This window comes from Streptomyces natalensis ATCC 27448, from assembly GCF_000935125.1.
Classification (GTDB): domain Bacteria; phylum Actinomycetota; class Actinomycetes; order Streptomycetales; family Streptomycetaceae; genus Streptomyces; species Streptomyces natalensis.
The window spans coordinates 39,400-59,493 of the sequence record NZ_JRKI01000010.1; the positions used below are offsets into that span (position 1 = coordinate 39,400).

Annotated in this window: 14 protein-coding genes; 5 read left to right on the forward strand and 9 right to left on the reverse strand. The window is 73.3% G+C overall.

Annotated features, from left to right (window positions below; translation table 11 throughout):
• Window positions 1-17: 17 nt before the first annotated feature.
• The 4 genes from SNA_RS08605 to SNA_RS08620 all read right to left on the reverse strand — a co-directional run bounded on the left by SNA_RS08605 (window position 18) and on the right by SNA_RS08620 (window position 4,946).
• The gene (locus SNA_RS08605; protein WP_030073258.1) at window positions 18-923 is read right to left on the reverse strand and encodes a DUF6891 domain-containing protein; all 906 of its coding nucleotides are present in this window, start codon (window positions 921-923) and stop codon (window positions 18-20) included.
• Window positions 924-1,093: 170 nt separating this feature from the next.
• Window positions 1,094-2,116, reverse strand: coding sequence for a glutamine synthetase (glnII, locus tag SNA_RS08610; protein ID WP_030073256.1), 1,023 nt, complete (start codon window positions 2,114-2,116; stop codon window positions 1,094-1,096).
• Between the two features lie 182 nt (window positions 2,117-2,298).
• Window positions 2,299-3,465: an ARPP-2 domain-containing protein gene (locus SNA_RS08615; RefSeq protein ID WP_044364189.1), complete on the reverse strand. Its 1,167-nt coding sequence runs from the start codon at window positions 3,463-3,465 to the stop codon at window positions 2,299-2,301.
• A complete protein-coding gene (locus SNA_RS08620) occupies window positions 3,462-4,946 on the reverse strand; it encodes a hypothetical protein (protein ID WP_044364191.1) in 1,485 nt (494 codons plus the stop codon). The genes SNA_RS08615 and SNA_RS08620 overlap by 4 nt, the downstream gene beginning before the upstream one ends.
• A 338-nt stretch (window positions 4,947-5,284) precedes the next feature.
• Here SNA_RS08620 and SNA_RS08625 point away from each other — a divergent pair, with 338 nt between their 5' ends.
• On the forward strand, window positions 5,285-6,181 hold the full coding sequence (locus tag SNA_RS08625; protein WP_030073243.1) for a Gfo/Idh/MocA family protein: 897 nt from the start codon (window positions 5,285-5,287) through the stop codon (window positions 6,179-6,181).
• 116 nt (window positions 6,182-6,297) lie between these two features.
• Here SNA_RS08625 and SNA_RS08630 read toward each other — a convergent pair whose 3' ends face one another.
• A complete protein-coding gene (locus tag SNA_RS08630) occupies window positions 6,298-6,807 on the reverse strand; it encodes a hypothetical protein (protein WP_044364194.1) in 510 nt (169 codons plus the stop codon).
• A gap of 237 nt (window positions 6,808-7,044) precedes the next feature.
• On the opposite strand from SNA_RS08630, the gene SNA_RS08635 reads away from it, so the two are divergent.
• Both SNA_RS08635 and SNA_RS08640 read left to right on the forward strand, forming a co-directional pair.
• Window positions 7,045-8,703 carry an AMP-binding protein gene (locus SNA_RS08635; RefSeq protein WP_078969778.1) on the forward strand — a complete coding sequence of 553 codons (1,659 nt, stop codon included), beginning with the start codon at window positions 7,045-7,047 and terminating at the stop codon, window positions 8,701-8,703.
• Window positions 8,704-8,839: 136 nt separating this feature from the next.
• Window positions 8,840-9,112, forward strand: a complete 273-nt coding sequence (locus tag SNA_RS08640; RefSeq protein WP_030073240.1) for a hypothetical protein — start codon at window positions 8,840-8,842, stop codon at window positions 9,110-9,112.
• A gap of 20 nt (window positions 9,113-9,132) precedes the next feature.
• Here SNA_RS08640 and SNA_RS08645 read toward each other — a convergent pair whose 3' ends face one another.
• Together SNA_RS08645 and SNA_RS08650 are read right to left on the reverse strand one after the other, a co-directional pair.
• Complete coding sequence (locus tag SNA_RS08645) at window positions 9,133-9,696, reverse strand: PadR family transcriptional regulator (protein WP_044364196.1); 564 nt, start codon at window positions 9,694-9,696, stop codon at window positions 9,133-9,135.
• Between the two features lie 40 nt (window positions 9,697-9,736).
• Window positions 9,737-11,752, reverse strand: coding sequence for an NADPH-dependent 2,4-dienoyl-CoA reductase (locus SNA_RS08650; protein WP_030073238.1), 2,016 nt, complete (start codon window positions 11,750-11,752; stop codon window positions 9,737-9,739).
• A gap of 307 nt (window positions 11,753-12,059) precedes the next feature.
• On the opposite strand from SNA_RS08650, the gene SNA_RS08655 reads away from it, so the two are divergent.
• Window positions 12,060-14,174, forward strand: coding sequence for an ATP-binding protein (locus tag SNA_RS08655; protein ID WP_044364198.1), 2,115 nt, complete (start codon window positions 12,060-12,062; stop codon window positions 14,172-14,174).
• On the opposite strand, the gene SNA_RS08660 is transcribed toward SNA_RS08655, so the two are convergent.
• Entirely contained in the window at window positions 14,093-14,695 is a 603-nt protein-coding gene (locus tag SNA_RS08660) for a hypothetical protein (protein WP_198535002.1), read from the reverse strand. The genes SNA_RS08655 and SNA_RS08660 overlap by 82 nt on opposite strands.
• A complete protein-coding gene (locus tag SNA_RS08665) occupies window positions 14,692-15,957 on the reverse strand; it encodes a hypothetical protein (protein WP_044364201.1) in 1,266 nt (421 codons plus the stop codon). Before SNA_RS08665 ends, SNA_RS08660 begins: the two co-directional genes overlap by 4 nt.
• A 353-nt stretch (window positions 15,958-16,310) precedes the next feature.
• Here SNA_RS08665 and SNA_RS08670 point away from each other — a divergent pair, with 353 nt between their 5' ends.
• Window positions 16,311-19,721: an AfsR/SARP family transcriptional regulator gene (locus tag SNA_RS08670; protein WP_044364203.1), complete on the forward strand. Its 3,411-nt coding sequence runs from the start codon at window positions 16,311-16,313 to the stop codon at window positions 19,719-19,721.
• Window positions 19,722-20,094: the final 373 nt, after the last annotated feature.

The following is a 20,094-nucleotide window of genomic DNA, read 5'->3' on the forward strand; positions in this document are numbered from 1 at the left end:
TTCCGTCGCTCCCCGTCTCAGGCGTTCGTCGGCAGGCGCTTGCGCCAGTCCAGCGGGGTGACCTCGATGACGTTGTCGGGGCTGCCGTCCCATTCCACGGGCAGGCCCGCCCCGGTCAGCGCGGCCGCCACCGTCCGTCCGACCAATGCGCGGTCGCGCCCGGAGTCCGGGTAGGCGCCGTAGCGGACCGAGAGGCCGCCGCCGTCCGCGGCCGCGTCGGTGTCCTGGTAGTGGAAGAAGACGAAGCCGTGGTCGCCCTCGGTGCGCTCGCCGCCCATCTCCGCCAGCCCGCAGCCGCTGCAACAGGTGAAGTTCATCCGCGCCGTGAGCCCCTGGCGCCCCAGTGCCGCGAATGCCTCCGCAACCCGGTCCGCGTCGGTCACCTCGGGCCAGGTCTCCTGCTCGGCGAGCCGCTCCTCCCACAGGCCGCCGACGATCCTGCGGGCCTCGTCCAGCGAGACCGGGGTGTCGGCGGGGTCGAGGAGGTCGCACACGCCCTGCGCGACCTGATGGAAGCCCCAGAAACCGGCCCGGATCTGCTGACGCGCCCGCTCCTCGGCCTCGGCGCGGGTCTCCGGCGCCAGCCCGGGGGTGCCGTACAGATCCGCGGGCCGCCACTCCAGCGCCGTACGCCACGTCTCCCCGCCGCGCGCCCAGTCCGCGAACACCGCTATGACCCGGTCGGCATCGGCGCACTCCGCGCTGAAGTGCCGCTCCGGCCCGCCCTCGCGGTACTCCACCGCGAACGGCCCGTCGCCCTCCCGCCAGGTCTGGAGGAAGACCTGGTCCTCGCCGGGGATCCGCTCGACGACCGCGAAATGGTCGTCGTCGGCCCCGATCCGCCGCAGCAGGGCGGCGAGTTCGGCTTCGGTCGGGCGCTTGAGGTCCGGTCCGGTCTCGGTCTGGACGGTGATCGTCAGCATGCCCACAGCGTGCCACCCGCCACTGACAATCGGCCCCGACCAGCCGAAACGCGAAGCGGCGGGCAGGCGAAGAGGCCGGAACGCGCAGCGGCACGACGCGCGGAGGGGCCGGACCGCACCGGTCCGGCCCCAACTCAGCTGCGTCTGCGCGGCGTCAGATCCGTGCGGCGTCAGACCTGCTCGCGCTTGGCCAGCTCCGTGCAGCAGGTGTCCACGATCAGCCGGGTGACCACATAGGGGTCGACGTTGGCGTTCGGCCGCCGGTCCTCGATGTAGCCCTTCTTCTCCACCTCGACCTGCCACGGGATACGCACCGAGGCGCCGCGGTCCGAGGCGCCGTAGGAGTACTGGTCCCAGGGGGCGGTCTCGTGCGCGCCGGTCAGACGGTCCTCGATACCGGTGCCGTACTGGCGCACGTGCTCCAGCGGCTTGTCGCCCTGGCCCAGCGCCTCGCAGGCGGTGATGATCGCGTCGTAGCCCTCGCGCATCGCGCGGGTGGAGAAGTTGGTGTGCGCACCCGCGCCGTTCCAGTCGCCCTTGGCCGGCTTGGCCTCCAGCGACGCGGTGACGCCGTACTCCTCCGCCACCCGGTGCAGCAGCCAGCGCGCCACCCACATGTGGTCCGAGACCTCCAGCGCCGGCAGCGCGCCGACCTGGAACTCCCACTGGCCCGGCATGACCTCGGCGTTGATGCCGGACAGGCCGAGGCCGGCCGCCAGGCACAGGTCGAGGTGCTTCTCGACGATCTCGCGGCCGAAGATCGCGTCGGCGCCCACACCGCAGTAGTAGTCGCCCTGCGGAGCCGGGTAGCCGCCGCCCTCGGGGAAGCCGAGCGGGCGGTCGCCCTGGAGGAAGGTGTACTCCTGCTCGATGCCGAAGATCGGCTCCTGCGCGGCGAACTTCTCCGCCACCGGGCGCAGCAGCGCACGGGTGTTGGAGGGGTGCGGGGTGAGGTCGGTGTGCAGCACCTCGCACAGCACCAGCAGGTGGTCGCCGCCGCGGATCGGGTCCGGGCAGCTGAACACGGGCTCCAGGACGAGGTCCGAGGAGTGGCCTTCGGCCTGGTTGGTGCTGGACCCGTCGAAGCCCCAACGCGGCAGCGTGCTCGCGTCCGTGAGGATCTTGGTCTTGGAACGGAGCTTGGCGGTCGGCTGGGTGCCGTCGATCCAGATGTACTCGGCCTTGATGGTCACGGGGTCCTCATATACGGGTAGGTGCGGGTACGCGTGCGGGCGTACCGCTGCACTTTCGCAATCGGCCGTTTCCCGTCCGTTGCCCGTATGTGAACCACAGGTTACTCAATCGGACATCCTTCGATTCTGTGGCTTTCTGGTGCTCTACGCCTTGCTTTTTTGGCCGTGAGGCGCGTGAAAGCTCAGATATGCGCCTTCACCAGCTCCTCGAATCCCAGCTGCCGGATCCGCCGGGCCAGCTCCGGGACGGTGATCCCCATGGCCGCCGCGGTGGCGCCCAGGTGCCAGTCGTGCGCTGCGAGCCGGTCCAGTACGTGCCCGCGCCGTACCTGTTTGTCGGAGAGCCGGAACGTCTTGAGGTAGGCGACCCGGCCCTTGCCGTCGGTGATCATCTCGCCGATGTGCTGCGCACGGTGCAGCGCGAACGGCGGCAGGAAGCGGGACAGCCGGAAACGCCCCATCCGGTGGACCTGGCGTACGGAGTAGGACTCGTCCAGCAGCTCGCCCGCCATCAGGTCGTGATGCTGCTCCGCCCACTCCCTCTGCCGCCGCACCGCCGCCGCGCGCAGATCCGCCACCGAGGCGATGTACTCCGGGTCGATCCGTACGGGGACGTCCGGCACCGTACGGGGGCCGTACCGCCCGTACTGGTGGATCAGCTCGCCGTACAGGTCGTGAACGAGCGACGGGTGCAGCGCCCGGTAGTCGTCGGGATGGGGCACCACGAAGGCGGCCGCCAGGGCGTCGGCGACATACACCAGCACGCCGCACTGGGCCGGATGGATCTCGAAGATCCGCAGCGCATCGGCGAGCCCGCGGACCCGCCCGCCCCGGTAGGCCGTCTCCGCCCGCGGCGACAGCCCGTCGCGCACCGCCCGGCGGGTCCACTCCTCCCACACGATCGGCGGGCCGCCGAAATGCAGCGCCAGATAGCCGTCGAGCGCCAGGTGGAGCGGCAGAAAACGCAGCCCCGACGGGCCGTCGCCGGACCGGCCGGACCGGGGCATGCGCTGGGTCAGCTTGCGCGGCAGGTGCAGCGGTGCGCACTCCACCGGGGCGCGCCCGTCGCCGAACTGCGAACCGTACGCGGCGGCGGGGCCGCCCTCGCCCGTCCAGTTCGCCACGAAACCATGCGGAATGTACGAGGTGTACGCGGTACGCCGGCCGGCCGCCACCGTGGTCGCGCCCCCGGACGTGCTCGGTGTACCTCCCGCCGCACCCTTGTCGTAGATCTCGCGGTGCAGCCGCAGATCGGTGAGCGGTTCCGCGCGCATCAGCGGGACCAGCCGCACGGCGCCCCACACCTGCGCCGGGCCCGTGCTCAGCCCCTCCATGTCCAGCCGGCTCACCGTGCCTCCCCTCGTCCGGTGCCCGCGTCCTCCAGGAAGCGCCGGACCCGGTCGTCCAGGTGGGCGCGAAGCTCCGCCAGGCCGGTGCGGCCCTCGGCGAACCGGGCGAGCTGCACCAGCGCCGGCAGATCCTCGGCATTGCGCACCCCCGCCGTCGGCACCGAGGCCGACAGCCGCCGGACGGCGAAGTCGTCCGCGTCGTATACCGGATTGAGGTGGACGACGGCGGTACGGCCCCGGGGGTCCAGCGAGGTCCGCCAGGCACGCAGGACCTCACCGGCCAGCCCCGGAGGCGCGTTGTCCCAGCCGTCCGAGACGATCACCAGCCGCTCCGGGGCGGACTCCAGCGCGTCCAGCAGGCGCATGCCCAGCGGCGTCGCCCCGTAGGGGTAGGCCAGCAGCGCGTCCTGCCGCCCCGAGGTCCACAGCGGCAGATACGTCCCGGCCAGCGCCTCCAGCAGGAAATGGCAGGCCAGCGCGACCGCCAGCGGACGCTGCCGCTTCTGCCGTGACCCGGTGGCGGAGAAGCTGTCGTCCAGGACGGCCGCCACCCGCCCCCAGGTCCCGGCCTGCCCGCCCGCCGTACGGCGCGCCGCGGCCCGCAGCGCACCCGTCAGTTCGGCGCGGCGCGCCACCCGGTCGTCGAGGGACAGCCCCAGGACGTACGAGGCGAGCCGGGTCAGCGGCATTCCGGTGAGGTCTGCGCCCACTTCGGCGCGGTGCGTACGGGCCGACTCCTGGAGGCGCAGCCGCTCCAGCCGCGTCATCCGGGGCGCGATCCGCTCCAGGAAGGTGCGGCGGTCGATCCCGCGTCGGGCCGCGAATCCTTCGGCCACCGTGAACGGCAGCTCGTACAGGGCGCCTTGTTCGTAGTGGGCCCGTCGCCAGGCGTCCAGCAGGGGGGTGGTGAAGTGCTTGCGGCGGCCCGGTGCGAAGAGGAAGTCGCCCAGTTCGCCGTCGTCCTCCTGGCCGGTGCGCGTGGTCAGGGGCAGATGGGCGTGGCGGGCGGTGCACTTGAGGCCGGTGCGGTACTTGAGGGCGTCCAGGGCGGGGTCGGGGCGCGCGGCGAGCCAGTCGCGCATGATCGCGCGGGTGCGGCGGTTGTTGACCCGGGCGGCGCGCAGCGCGCGGAACAGCCGGTAGACGCGCGGCGCCGGGAGCCGCGCCAGACGGGCCGCGATCAGCCGCCCCTCCACCCGCCGCTGCTCGGCGTCCGCCTCGCCCGCGGTCTCCAGGAGGTGCCGCACGATCAGCGCCGCGTTGTGGTCGTTGATGTCCAGGGCGAGCGAAGCAGCGTACAGGGGACGGTAGTTGACGCGTACGTAGGCGTGCAGGAAGTCCAGCGACATGTGCTGGGCGTGTTCGCCGGAGTGGAATTCGCGCTGCCCCGTGGAAGTGATCGCGGCATTGACGAACAGCAGCACATCCTCGGCCGCCACCAGATCCGCATGCGTCGTCGCCGGCTCGGCGCGCGTCGCCATCCCGTCCTCCCCCGTAGCTGAGATGCCGGCCGGGGAATGGGGGCGCGAACAGCGAATCGTTGCTTTGCAGAGCAGGTCCGGAAGTCGCACCGGAGTCCCGCGGCCGGCCCGGGAAACGTAACATCCGCGGGGCGGTGCGGGCCTGGGGAATTCGGGCCGGGCGGGGCCGGGGGACGGGCCGTGGGGGCGCGGAGGACGGCGGGACGGCGGCCCGCCGGGGCGTTGTCAGTGGTGCAAGGGACACTTGGCGCATGACGACTGCGGACCTGAATCCGACCCCGGCGGAGACGTCGGCCCCGGCCGAGACCCCGGCTTCGGACGCAACCCCGGCCCCGGCCCTGCGTATCGGGCTGTTCGGCACCGGGCCGTGGGCGCGGCGGGTGCACGCCCCCGTCCTCGCCGCCCATCCCGGCGTCGAGCTCACCGGCATCTGGGGGCGCCGGGCCCCGGCCGCCGCCGAGCTGGCGCAGGCGCACGGCACCCGGGCGTATGCCACCCCCGACGAGCTGTTCGCCGCCTGCGACGCCGTCTCCTTCGCCGTTCCGCCGTCCGTCCAGGCGCCGTTGGCGATACGGGCCGCGCAGGCCGGCCGTCACCTCCTCCTGGACAAGCCGGTCGCGACCACGGTGTCCGAGGCGCGCGCCGTGGCCCGTGCCGCCGAGCGCGCCGGGGTCGCCTCGGTCGTCTTCTTCACCGCCCGCTTCGGGGAACGGGAAGGGGCGTGGATCGCGGACCAGGCGGCGGCCGGCGGGTGGTTCACCGCGCATGCCGACTGGCTGGGCTCGGTCTTCGCGGAGGACGGGGGAGACAGCCCGTATGCCGCTTCGCCCTGGCGCCGCGAGAAGGGCGCCCTGTGGGACGTCGGCCCGCACGCCCTGTCAGTTCTGCTCCCGGTCCTGGGCGACGCCGAGTCCGTCACCGCCGCCCGGGGCCCGGCCGACACGGTGCTGCTGGCCCTCCGCCACCGCAGCGGTGCGGCCAGTTCGGCGACGCTCAGCCTGACCGCCCCCAGGGCCGCGTCCGGCGTCGAGGTCACCCTGCGCGGCACCACGGGCACCGCCGCCCTGCCCCGCCGCGAGGCCGGCCCGGAGCCGGCCTTCCGCCGTGCCGTCGACGCCCTGATCGCCGGCGCCCGTACGGGCCGGCCGCATCCGTGTGATCTTGGTTTCGGGGTCCGGGTGACGGAGATCCTGGCGCAGGCCGAGCAGGCACTGGGGGGAGCGGACGGCCAATGAGGGGCTTACGGGGGACGGTTGGCCGCTTCGTACGGTGGCTGGGCGGCTGCGTACGGCCGCTTGCCCGCCCCGTACAGCGGCCTGCCCGCATCGTGCGATGGGTGGTGGCCCACCGGCTACTTGATCACCGCATTGGCGCCCGCGATCAGCACCCCCAGGGCCAGGTCGGCCGCCCCGACCAGGACGGCCCCGCCGCGTCCGTACCCGCTGCGCCGCGCCGCCAGCACGCCCAGCCCGAACAGCATCGCCGCATCGACGCCCAGCCCCGCCAGCGTGCTGGGCTCCTCCGGCCAGTCGAACGCCCCGGACGCCAGCAGCAGCACCACCGTCGGCACCGCGGCCGCCACCAGCGGCCACTCGTCCCACAGATGGCGCAGCAGGCCCTGCCAGCGGTGCCCGGCCGTCTCCTTGCGATGGGTGGCCATATGGTTCGCATAGCCGTGCGCCAGCGCCGCCGTGGTGGCCGTGACCAGCACCCACACCGCGTCGTAGTACGGCGTGTACTGGTCACCGTCCCGTTGCAGCGCCGCCAGCAGCGCGCTGGCCAGCACCGTGCCGTACACGGCGCTGTACAGCTCGCGGGACGTGACGGTGGGGGACTGGGACGGTGTGGCGTGGGACGTCATGGGGCGGCCTCCGATCTCGCAACGCGTCTGCGCTCCGCCGTCCGATCCTCCGGGCCACCCGCGCCAGGCGGCGCGCGCCGCGCGTCACCCCGCCAAAGTGGCCCGGATCGGAGGGCACCGCGGCCCGCCCGCGGCCCGCCCCGAGGCATGAGCACACCGCCCCGCCGCCACCGCCCTGCCGTCAGACACGACTCCGGCCGCCCGCACGACGGCCGCCGACCCGAGGACCCGCACCCCATGACTGCCACCCCGCACACCACCGGATCCGGCCCCCTCACCGCGCCCGCCGTTCCCGCCGCGCCCGCCAGCTATGTCGAACCCCTCCTGGCCGCCCTGGCGCAGGACCCCGACCGCCCCGCCCTGATCGACGCGGACCGGACCGAGATCACCGCCGGGGCCCTGCACGCCACCGTGCACCGTATGGCGGCCGTCCTCACCGCACGGGGCATCGGCCGCGGCCGCACCGTCTCCCTCCTCAGCAACAACCGCCCCGAGGTGCTCGCCGCCCGCTACGCCGCCAATCTGGTGGGCGCCCGGGTGGTCTTCCTCTACGTCGGCACGGCCCCCGAGGTCCTGGCCCGGATCGCCGGGAGCGTGGACACCGCCCTGCTCCTCGTCGACCCCGATCTGTACGACGCCGCGCGGGCGCTGCTCGCCCACCTTCCGGGGCCGGCCCCCGAGGTGATGACCTTCGGCCCGGTGCCCGCGCCCGCAGGCGACGTGTCCGCGGACACCGCCGCGTTGGGCCCCGACCTCATCGCCGCCTGCGGTGCCCTCTCGTCCCCCGAGCGCACGGAAGCGGGCCCGAGCCCCGTCCCCGAGATCGCGTGCGCCGCCCGCCCCGAGGACGAGTGGTGCATCCGCCACACCGGCGGAACGACCGGAATCCCCAAGGGAGTCCGGATGGTCAACGCCCCGTACGCCGCGATGCTCGCCCAGCAGCTGTCGGCCCCTGCCGGCGAGCGGCCCCGCTTCCTCGCCTGCACCTCGCTCGCCCACCTGGCGGGCATCTTCGCCGACACCACGCTCACCTCCGGCGGCACCGTCGTCCTGCACCCCGCCTTCGACCCGGCCGCGGTGCTCGCCGCCATCGCCCGTGACCGCATCACCCACCTGTGGCTGCTGCCCCCGCTCCTGCACCGCCTCCTGGACGACCCCGCCCTCCCCGCCACCGACCTCGGCTCGCTCACCAGCATCACCTACGGCGGCTGCCCGGCCTCCCCCTCCCGGCTGGCGCAGGCGGCCGAGGTCTTCGGCCCGGTGCTGTACGGCATGTACGGCATGTCCGAGGCGATGCTGATCAGCGTCGCCGGCCCGGAGGAGCACACCGTCACCGGACCCGGCGGCCGGGTCACGGTCGGCCGCCCGCTGCCCGGGGTGGAGCTCGCCGTCCGGGACACTGAGGGCCGCGCCCTGCCGCCGGGGGAGCAGGGCGAGGTCCACGTACGCTCCGCCGGGGTGATGCCCGGGTACTGGCAACAGCCCGAAGCGACCGCCCAGGTCCTGGGGGAGGACGGCTGGCTGCGCACCGGTGACATCGGCTGCCTGGACGACGAGGGGTACCTCTTCCTCGTCGACCGCAGCAAGGACGTGATCATCGTCGTCGGCGGACATGTCCACCCGGCGGAGGTCGAGGACCTGTTGCACGCCCATCCGGCCGTCGCCCAGTGCGCGGTGTACGGCGTACGCACCGCCGACGAGACCGAGCAGGTGCACACCGCGATCGTCCCCGCGCCCGGCCACGACATCGACCCCGACGACATCCGCGCTTTTGTGGAAGCCCACAAAGGCACGCTCTACGTCCCGGCGGCCGTCCACGTCCTCGACACCCTGCCGCTGACCCCGGTGGGCAAGCCCGACAAGAACCGTCTGCGGGCCGCCGCCACGCCCTCGTGAACGGCCGCCCGCCGACGCCCCGGGCCGGCCCGTCTCGCGTCCCCAAATACCCGCTGGCCAGGGGCTTTTGTCAGTGGCGGGCAGTAGAATGGGAACCAGTCAGTGAGGGTTCACCCAGCACTCCAGGAGGTCGCCGATGGCCGCTGCCGCACTCAAGACGAAGCCTCTCCCGAGCCACCCCCTGCCCAAGAAACCGCTGCCCGCCGGCTGGCCCAGGGAGCGGTATGAATCCCACAACCGCCGTCTGAAGGCGATGCGTCTGGCCATAGCCCTGCTCGACACCGGCGTCTACCGCCCCGAGCAGGCCCACAACCGCACCATCCGCAGCACCGCGGCCGCCATAGGCGTGCACGCACCGTCCGACACGACCTGCCGCCTCGTCCGGGCCCTGCTCTACGACAACTGCTGATGCCGACGGGCGGCCCGGGGCTATGCCCCGGGCCGCCCGCCCGTCTCCGTATCCCCTATGTCCCCGACCTCCGCCAGCGCCTCCTCCAGCCACGCCACCCAGAAGGTCTCCAGCCCGATCCCGGCCCGCAGGACGAGGCGCCGCAGCCGGTCCTCCGGATCGGCAGCGGCCGCGAAATCGCGGCTCTCGATCGCCTCGTACTGCGTCAACTGCCGCCGGTGCACGGCCAGATGGCGCCGCAGCTCGTCGTCGAGCCCTTCGCGTCCGACCACCGCCGCGGCCCGCAGCCGCAGCAGCAGCGCATCCCGGATGGGCTTGGACTCCTGTTCGCGCGACGCCCACTGGGCCAGCTCCGCCCGCCCCGCGGGCAGCACCTCGAACTCCTTCTTCTGCCCCCGCGCGGGCCGCTCGGACGGCAACGCCCGAATCAGCCCGCCCTGCTCCAGCTTCCCCAGCTCGCGATAGATCTGCTGATGCGTGGCCGACCAGAAGTACCCGATCGACCGGTCGAACCTGCGCGTCAGCTCCAGCCCGGACGACGGCTTTTCGAGCAGGGCGGTGAGAATCGCATGGGGGAGGGACATGAAGGAATCCTAGGCGCGGCGCGGGTGACGTCCCCGTCCCTCACAGGGCCGCCGCCAGCTCCGTCCCCTGCTTGATCGCGCGCTTGGCGTCCAGTTCGGCCGCGACGTCCGCGCCGCCGATCAGATGCACCGCACGCCCCTCGGCCCGCAGCTCCTCGTACAGATCCCGCCGCGGCTCCTGCCCCGTGCACAGCACGACCGTGTCGACGGGCAGCGTCCGCGTCGTGCCCTCGACGCTGACATGCAGCCCCTCGTCGTCGATCCGCTCGTACGTCGCCCCGGCGACCATCGTCACGCCCCGGTGCCGCAGCTCCGTACGGTGGATCCAGCCGGTGGTCTTGCCCAGCCCGGCGCCCACCTTCGACGTCTTGCGCTGGAGCAGATGCACCTGACGCGGCACCGCGGGCCGCTCCGGCGCGCGCAGCCCGCCCCGCTCGCCGTACGTGGTGTCCACACCCCAGGCCCGGAAGTAGGTCTCCGGATCCCGGCTCGCCCCGTCCCCGGCGTCCGTCAGGAATTCCGCCACATCGAAGCCGATGCCCCCGGCGCCGATGACGGCGACCCGCTCGCCGACCGGTGCGCCGCCGCGCAGCACATCGAGGTAGCTGACCACGCTGGGGTGGTCGATCCCCTCGATCTCCGGCACCCGCGGCGTCACTCCGGTCGCGACGACCACCTCGTCGTACGCACCGAGGTCCCCGGCCGTCACTGCCGTGCCCAGGCGCACCTCCACGCCCTTGAGGCGCAGCTGCGTACGGAAGTACCGCAGCGTCTCGTCGAACTCCTCCTTGCCGGGCACCCGCTTGGCGACGTTCAGCTGGCCGCCGATCTCCTCCGCGGCGTCGAACAGCGTCACCTCATGCCCGCGCTCGGCCGCCGACACGGCACACGCCAGCCCCGCGGGACCGGCCCCGACCACGGCAATCCGCTTGCGCAGCCGCGTCGGCGACAGCACCAGCTCGGTCTCGTGGCAGGCCCGCGGATTCACCAGGCAGGAGGTGATCTTCCCGCTGAAGGTGTGGTCGAGGCATGCCTGGTTGCACCCGATGCAGGTGTTGATCTCCTCGGCGCGCCCCTCGCTCGCCTTGGCCACGAACTCCGGATCGGCGAGGAACGGCCGCGCCATCGAGACCATGTCCGCCCGCCCGTCGGCGAGCAACTCCTCGGCCACCTCGGGGGTGTTGATCCGGTTGCTGGTCACCAGCGGTACGGACACCGCGCCCATCAGCCGCTTGGTCACCCAGGTGTACGCCGCGCGCGGTACCGACGTCACGATGGTCGGGATACGCGCCTCGTGCCATCCGATCCCGGTGTTGATGATCGTGGCCCCGGCCGCCTCGATCTCCTTGGCGAGCGCGACGACCTCCTCCAGCGTCGATCCGCCCGGCACCAGATCCAGCATCGAGAGCCGGTAGATCAGGATGAAGTCCGCGCCGAGGCGCTCCCGCGTCCGCCGCACGATCTCCAGCGGGAAGCGCACCCGGTTCTCGTACGGCCCGCCCCACCGGTCCGTGCGCCGGTTGGTCGCCCCGGCGATGAACTCATTGATCAGATACCCCTCGGACCCCATGATCTCGACGCCGTCGTACCCGGCGGCCCGGGCCAGCTCGGCCGCCCGCACATAGTCCTCGATGGTCTGCTCGACCTCGTCGTCGGTGAGCTCGTGCGGGGTGAAGGGGCTGATCGGCGCCTGGAGCGCGCTCGGTGCCACCAGATCCTGATGGTACGCATAGCGCCCGAAGTGCAGGATCTGCATCGCGATCCGCCCGCCCTCGGCATGCACCGCCTCGGTCACGACCCGGTGCTGCGCCACCTCCTCCTCGGTGGTGAGCTTCGCCCCGCCCTCGTACGGCCGCCCCGCGTCGTTCGGTGCGATCCCGCCGGTCACCATCAGCCCCACGCCGCCGCGCGCCCGGGCGGCGTAGAAGGCCGCCATCCGCTCGAACCCGTTCTCCGCCTCCTCCAGGCCGATGTGCATCGATCCCATGAGCACCCGGTTGGGGAGCGTGGTGAACCCGAGGTCGAGGGGGTTCATGAGGTGCGGGTACGGGGTCACGGGGGCCTCCTTGGACGGCGGTCGTCAGTGACGTTGTAGACCACCGGAAGGCATTCTGCAACAAGGTGCAAAATACTGGGGCCGCGAGGAAGGTCACACCCCCGGGCGGCGCGGCCGTCCTCCCGCGCGGGTTGTGGATTTTCCGTGCGGACATACATCTCTTCAGGGCCGGAAAGGGGAACCGGCAGGGGGACACGTCGGAGGGGGACGCGTGCGAGGGCAGACGGCACACGGCAACGGGACGCCACAGGACAACGGGACGGCTCACGGCAACGGGACGGCACACGGCGGCAACGAGATCAGCGGGATGGTGCGGGGCCCCAGCGTGCAGGCCGACGCCGTCCACGGCGGCATCCACATCAGCACCGCGGCGCCCGCCCCGCCGCACCGGCCGTGGCAGCTGCCGCCCGCGGTGCCGCTGACCGGCCGGACCGCGGAGACCGCCCTGCTGGAAGGCCATCGCGACCGCGCCGCACGGGCGGGCCGCCCCGTCCTGGCGGCCGTGAGCGGACTGGGCGGGGTGGGCAAGACCGCCCTGGCACTGGCCTGGTTACACACCCTGCGTCCGGACTTCCCCGGCGGTCAGCTCTACGCGGACCTCGGAGCCCGGTCGCCGCAGGGCCCGGCGGACCCGGCCGAGGTGCTGAGCGGCTTTCTGCGCGGTCTGGGAGTGCCCCCGCAGCACGTTCCGGCCACCGTCGCCGAGCGGGCCGCGCGCTACCGTTCCCTGACCGCGGACCTGCGGATCGTCGTGCTCCTCGACGATGCCGACACCGCCGCCCAGGTACGGCCCCTCCTCCCGGGCGGCCGCAACGTCACGCTGGTGACCAGCCGCCGCCGGATGTCCGGCCTGACGCTCGAAGGCTGCCACCACCTCCCCCTGGCACCGCTGGGCCCGGAGGCATCGGTCGAGCTGCTGGCCGACACCCTCGCCGACGACCGGGTCGCCGCCCAGCCCGACGACGCCCACGCCCTCGCGGAACTGTGCGCGGGCCTGCCGCTGGCCGTCCGCCTGGTCGGCGCCCGGCTCGCCGCCCGCCCCCGCCGCCGTATCACCACCATGGTCCACGCCCTGAGCGAGGAACACGGCCGGCTGGACGCGCTCGCCCTCGACGGCGACCGCAGCGTACGGGCCGCCCTGGACCTGACGTACCAGGCGCTGCCCGACGCCGCGGCCCGGCTCTACCGGCTGCTCGGCCTGCACCCGGGGCCGGAATTCGGCAGCGCGGTGGCGGCCGCGGTGCTGGCCTGCGGCACCGAACCGCCGCACACCGCGCACGACGCCGCGGCCGGTCTGCTGGACGCCCTCTACGACTGGAATCTGCTGCTGGACACCGGCGAGGACCGCTACCGCTTCCACGACCTCGTACGCCTGCACGCCGCCGCCAAGGCACAGGAGACCGACGCCCCCGAGGACCGCACCGCGGCCCTGCGGCGCATCGCCGATCACTACCTGGCCACCGCCATGGCGGCCGAGAAGATCCTCGATCCGCAACACGCCACCCTGCCCCGCCCGTTCGGCCCGGGACCGGTGGTCGCCGAGGACCTGGGCGACGACGCCGAGGCGGCGCTCGACTGGCTGGAACGGGAGCTCACCAATGTGATGGCCCTCGTGCGCAGCGCCCGGACCGCCGGTTTCCCGCAGCTCAGCTGGCAGCTCACCGACGCGATCTGGCCGCTCTTCCCCCGCCGCAAGCATTATGACCAGTGGCGCGCCGCCCATGCCGAAGGGCTGGCCGCGGCGCAGGAGTTGGGGGACCGGGCCGCCGAGTGCCGGATGCTCACCTCCGGCGGCCTGGGCGAGCTGGGCCGGGGAAGCCACCGCACCGCCCTGGAGATGTTCGAGCGGGCGGCCCGCCTCTTCGCGGCCGACGGGGACACCCTGGGCCACGCCCGCACCCTGAACTACCGGGGACTGGCTCAGCAGCGGCTCGGCAATCCGGCCGAGGCGGCCGCCCTGTTCGCGCGGGCCGCGGCCGAACTGCCCGCCTGCGGGGACCACCGCGCCGGCGGCCTGGCCCGCCTGAACGCGGCGGACATCGCCCTCGCCGCCGGGCAGTGGGAGCGGGCGGCCGAGGACGCCGACGCGGCGCGTACGACGCTGCGGGCGGCCGACGACGCGTACAACGCCGCCCGGGCGGCCACCCTGCTCGGCCGGATCCGGCTGCGCCAGGGCCGGCCCGACGAGGCGGAGAGCCGGCTGACCGAAGCGCTGACCGTGCTGCGCGCCATGGCCGCCGGGTACGAGACGGCCCGCGCCGTGGAGGCCCTGGCCGAGCTCGCCGCGCTGCGCGGGCAGCCGGAAGAGGCCAGGGACCGCTATCGGGAGGCGCTGGATCTCTACACCGCGGTGAACCGCCCGGAGTCGGCCGCCGCCGTGCACGACCGGCTGCGTCTCCTGGACGAGGACGCCGCGGACTGAACGGCCCGCTCCCGCCCCGTCAGCTGCCGCACGGTCACCGAGGCCAGCGCGGCGGCGGGCAGCCCGGCCACCAGCCAGGCATGGGCCAACGACGCCCAGACCGCCCAGGAGACCGCGCCCGGCCCGCGCCGGTGCAGCCCCAGCAGCACGCTGTCGTAGCCGTCGCCGTAGCCGCCTCCGTACGGACCGAGCCGCAGCCGGCACCTGACGGCGTCGCGCGCCACGGCCACCACTGCGGCCCCCGGGTACGCGGCCGCCGTCCCGTCGGCCGCCGCGGCGTGCGTACCCGCGGCCACCACGACGTCCGCGAGCCGCGGCCAGGGCGGCGGGGCCTGCGCGCCGACCCGCAGATGGTCGTCCACGACCGGTCCGCGGCCACCGCCCCGCAGCGTCACCCGGACGCGGTGTGCGCACGACGGCCCCGGCCCGGCGGACACCCCGGGCACCGGGGTCTCGCGGACCGTGACCCGCAAGGACCCCGGACGCCCCGGTACCGCCACCGCCAGCAGCAGCGCGCTCACCGCGCCGCCCCGTCCCGCGCGCCGTGCCACACCGTGACCGGCAGCCGCGCCGGCTCCGCCGTCAGCCGCGCCGCCGGTGCCCGCAACCGGAGCTTGCGGTAGATCAGCGCGCGCATCCGGCGGGCGAAGCGGCCCGGCTCGGAGGTGATCCGGGCCGCGATCCGCGCGTAGTGCTCCGGGCGCTGCGCCGCGGCGGCCCGCCGCAGCTGACGGCGCAGCGGACGGTCCCGGCGCAGGCGCGGGGCGAGCGCGCGCAGTTCGGCCATCGGAGACCCGGGGGCCAGCTCCACGTCCGGCGAACCGGCAGCCAGGAGCCGCGCGCCGGTCATCGTCCCGTACAGCCCGACGGAACCGTGGTCCGCCACCAGGAAGTCGCAGGCGACCACCGGCCCGCACCAGTCCGCGTGCTGGCTGATCACGCTGACGCCCGCGCGCCGCAGCCCGGCGAACCAGCTGCGGATCTGCCACTCCCCGTGGGCGTTCCACACATGGGGGTGCAGCAGGACCGCGATCCGGAACTCCTCCCGGGGAAGGTCGCAGGCCAGCCGCTCCAGCAGCTCCCACTCCTGCCCCAGCAGCGATTCCGGGCCCCAGGTGGAGCAGAGCAGGACCAGCTCCTGTCCCGGCCCGGTGTGCAGCGCCTCCCGGTACAGGGCCCGCGACGGCAGGCTCGCGGTGATGCGGTCGAAGCAGGGGTCACCGACCACCTCGGCCACCGGCAGCGCCTCGGGGCACTCCTGGCCCAGGCGCGTCAGCTCCTCCTGATGGGACAGCACGATCGCCTCGGGCACCACCACACCGTCGCGGACCAGCCGCTGCCGGCTCAGCCCGTACACCCCGCGGTCCGCCGCCACCGGAGCCGGACCGCGGCGGCCGGTGGGGGCGGAGACGAACTTGTTGTGCCCGGCGCCGTGCGGCAGCACGATCACCGGCGCGTGCAGCTCGTGCAGCCCGCCGTGGCCGGCGGCCAGCGCCAGGTCGAAACGGGTGTGCACGGCCTGGCTCCAGGGCAGCACCAGGGCCCGGGTCTCCTCCAGGAAGGCGTCCACGCCATGGCTGAAAACGTCCGGCGCCGCCGTGAAGACGACCTGCACCCGGGGGTCCCCGTCCAGCAGCCGGACCGCCTCCAGGAGCCGCTGCCCGGCGGTCACCGTGTGGACCACGGCCAGCACCCGTTTCCGTACCCGGCGGGTCGCCCAGCGCTCCCCGTCCAGGCGCAGCGGCACATGCCGCCACTCGACGTCCGCAAGCTTCGCACTCACATGAACTCCCCCGTTCGAGTAGTGAAGTGACTTCGTGAAGCGACCTCGTGTATCGATGTATCGACTTCGTGAGGTGACTTCGTGAAGTGACTTCGTGCAGTGATGGGTTCGCATGGAGAACGGTGCCCCCGTGGGCTTGCAGCGTGACTTGCAAGTACCTTGCATCCCGCCTGCACGGCGGTCCCGGGCGCGGTCCGGACCCGCCCCGCCCGTGCGCCCCGTGCGCGACGGTGCGCCCCGGCCCGCTCCCTCCGGCGTCCCGGGGAGTGCCGCGAGAGTTAGTTGAATGCCGCGTGCACATGCACGGGAGCCTGCCGGGGCGGCAGAGAAGAAGGCGAACCATCAGGGGGGCGATGGTGGAACTTCTGGCGCTGGGACCTCTCGAACTGTGGCATCAGGGCCGTCAGTGCGCGCTCGGCTCGCCCAAGGAGCGCTGTGTGCTGGCGGCGCTGGTATATGCCCAGGGCAGTCCGGTTGCCGTGGACACCCTCGTCGCCCGGGTCTGGGAGGACGACGACCTTCCCGCAACTCCCGTGGAAACGCTCTACAGCTACCTCTCCCGACTGCGCTCCCGGCTCCAGCGCGCGGTCGGCGATCTGGCCATGGTCGAACGCTGCCCTTCCCGCCGCTACCGGCTGTGCGTCAACGACGAGGAGGCCGTGGATCTTTCACGCCTTCGACGGCTGCGCCGAGAGGCCCGTACGGCGGCCGGCCGCGGCGACCGGGAACGCGCCGTCGGCCTGCTGCACCGGGCCGAGGCGCTGTGGCGGGGGGAGCCGTTCGCCGAGTTCAGCGGCGCGTGGGCGGCCGCCGCCCGCTCCCGGCTGGCCGAGGACCACCGGCGGGTACGCGAGGAGCGCATCCAGCTCGAACTGGAACTGGGCCGCCACGCCGACCTGATCGGCGAACTCCAGGAACTGGTCTCCCACAATCCGCTCGCCCAGCAGGCCGTCGCCGCCCTGATGCTCGCCCTCTACCGCTGCGGCCGCGACGGCGAGGCCCTGGCCCTCTACCAGCACACCCGCCGCCGCCTCAACGACGAACTGGGCATCGACCCGGGCGCGGACCTTCAGGACCTGCAACGGCGGATTCTGGCGCAGGACCCGTCGCTGCTGACCGTCGACGCCCCGGACGGCGCCGTAGCCCTCGGACCCGCGGCACCGCAGCACCCGCGGCCGAGCGCAGACCGGGCCGGGACCGCGGCCCGGGACGTGACAGCGGCGGAGTCGCAGGCAAATGACACCGGCCCCACCGCCGGTAGCGGGCCCACCACCAGCAACGCCCCCACCACCAGCAACGCCCCCACCACCAGCAACGCCCCCACCCCCGGCAACACCCTCCCCCGCGACACCCGCGACTTCACCGGCCGCACCGGCGAACTGCACCGCCTGCTCGACTGCCCGGCCGACACCGACGGCAGCGCCACGGCCCTGCCCCTCACCGTCGTGCACGGGATGCCGGGCGTCGGCAAATCGGCCCTGATCGTGCATGCCGCGCACCAGATGCGGCGCCGCTGCCCCGACGGCCGCTTCTATCTCGACCTGCGGGCCTACAGCGACCATCCGGCATACGAACCGGCCGAGGCGCTGGCGTCCCTGCTGCACAGCGCCGGAGTGCCAGGGCCGTTCCCGGCCACGCTCGACGAACGCGCCGCCTGGTGGCGGGAGTGGACCGCGCACCGCCGGGTGCTCCTGGTCCTCGACAACGCCAGGGATGCCGAGCAGGTACGCCCGCTGCTGCCCGGCACGGCGACCTGCTGCGCGCTCGTGGCCAGCCGCAACCGCCTCGCCGAACTGGACGGCGCGGCCTTCCTCCACCTGGACGTCCTGCCGGTATCGGAGGCGTCGTCCCTCTTCACCCGGATCGTGGGCGGCAACCGCGCCTCCGACGCCGCCGCGCTCCGCCGCGTCGTGGAACTCTGCGGCTGCCACCCGCTGAGCGTGCAGTTGCTCGCCGGCCGGTTCCGGCACCGGGACACCTGGGACCTGGAATACGTCGCCGACCGCCTGACCCACGCCACCGACCGCCTGGAGGAATTCGACGACCGGGTGGCGGCCGCGTTCCGGCTCTCCTACGCCGACCTCGACGCGCCCGCCCAGCGGCTCTTCCGGCGCCTGGCGCTCCACCCCGGACCCGACATCACGCTCGCGGCGGCAACCGCCCTGTGCGGTACGGACCCGACCGAGGTCCGCCGCGCGGCCGACCAGCTGCTGGACCGCCACCTCCTCGACGAGCCCGTCCGCGACCGGTACCAACTCCACGATCTGGCACGGGCGTTCGCGGGGCGGCTGCATGCCCGCGAAGAGACCGGACCGGCGCGCCGCGACGCCCTGCGGCGCCTGCTGGCGTACTACCTCACCGTCGCCGACCGCGCCGACCGCCTCGCCCATCCGCGCCGGCGCCGCCGCCCCCTCGGCCCGGAGCAGCTCTCCCCGTATGCCACCGACTTCCCCGCCGCACCGGCCGCATCCGGTGCCGACGCCTCCGGCCCGGCCGTATCCGGACTTGACGCCTCCGGTCCCGCCGACCGGGCGTCGGTATGGCTCACCGTGGAGTGCCCCAACCTGCTCGCCGTGGCCCGCACGGCGGCGGCCGAATTCCCGGACTTCGCCGGCCTGTTCCCGCATGTGCTGGCCTATGCGCTCCGGCTCTGGGGAGCCCGCGACGTCACCGCCGAACTCGCCGCAGCCGCCGTCACGGCCCTGCGCACCGGAGGCGACCGCCGGGCCCTCGCACAGAGCCTGGTGGAACGCGCCGGCGTACTGGCCCAGGTGAACCACGCCGAAGCCTTCCGCTGCGCGGACGAGGCACGGCGCCTCTTCGAGGAGGTGCACGACCCCCACGGCCTGGCCGACGCCCTCTTCGAAACCGGACGGGCCCATCTCGCGGCCGGCCGCGGGGAATGGTGTCTACGGGAAGTGGGCCGCGCTCTCGACCTCTACCGGCAGGCCGGCGACGCATACGGTGTGGCCGAAAGCCTCAACGTCCAGGGCGCCACCCTCATTTTCAGCGCCCAGTACACCGAGGCGATGCACCGATTCGAGGAAATGCTGGAAATCCACCGCTCCCTCGGCGACGCCCACGGCCAGGCAAAGGCCCTCAACAACATGGGCGAGATCTATCGCACCGAGGGACTCTACGAACAGGCTCGGCACCACTACGAGCAATCCCTCGCCCTGGTCCGCCAGTTCGGCGGCCGCCAGGAATTCGCCATTCTCGACACCAACCTCGGCACCGTCTACCGCCTCACCGGCCAGCTGGAACAGGCGCTCGTCTGCTTCCGCCGCGCCCTGGCCAGCCACCGCGCCCGGGGCGATGCCGTGGGCGAGGTCAACGCCCTGACCAGCCTGGGCGCCACCTGCGCGGAATCCGGCCGGATCGACGAGGCGATGCGCCACTTCGGCGCGGCGGAAGAGGTCTCCCGCCGTATCGACAGCCCCTATGAACGCCACCGCGCGCTCCTCGGCATCGCCGACACCCAGCGCTCGGCGGGCCAGTGCGCCGCCGCCCTGGAAACCTATCGAAGCGGCCTGGAAATAGCCGAGAACCACACCTTCCCACTGGGTTGCGCCCACGCCCTCGCGGGAATTGCCCGCACCCTGCTCCGCACCCACGACCTCGACGCGGCCCGCCCCTACGCCGAACGCGCCCTGCGCCTCTACGAAAAACTCGGGGCCTTTGTCGAAGGCACGGAATTACGCCGCCTCCTGGGCCACCCGGACCCGGACCAGGACCCGGACCCGGACGCTTCGCCCTCCCCGTAACGCGGCTCCTGAAGCCACGTACGCACCGCGGTTTCAGGAGCCACACAGGGACAACTCAGCTGACGGCCCCGAAAGCAACCGCCGCCAACTGCCTCACCACATCACCTGATTGCTGCCCATCATGCCGGAGGCCAGCACGGGCGCCACGACCAGAGCGCACGTGACTGCCGTGAGGGAGATGGTGAGGACGATGCGCAATATCTTCACGTGACTGAACGACTTCCCTTGTGTGTTCTGAGGGGTTCCGCTGTTGCGGGAGTGGTCCAAGTTACATGTGTGTTGTGTACTCGAACACCTGTAGCGACCCGCCAAGATCGTGCCTTCACCCAAACGGAGTGCGTGAAGATCCGGTACGTGAAGATTCGGTGCGTGA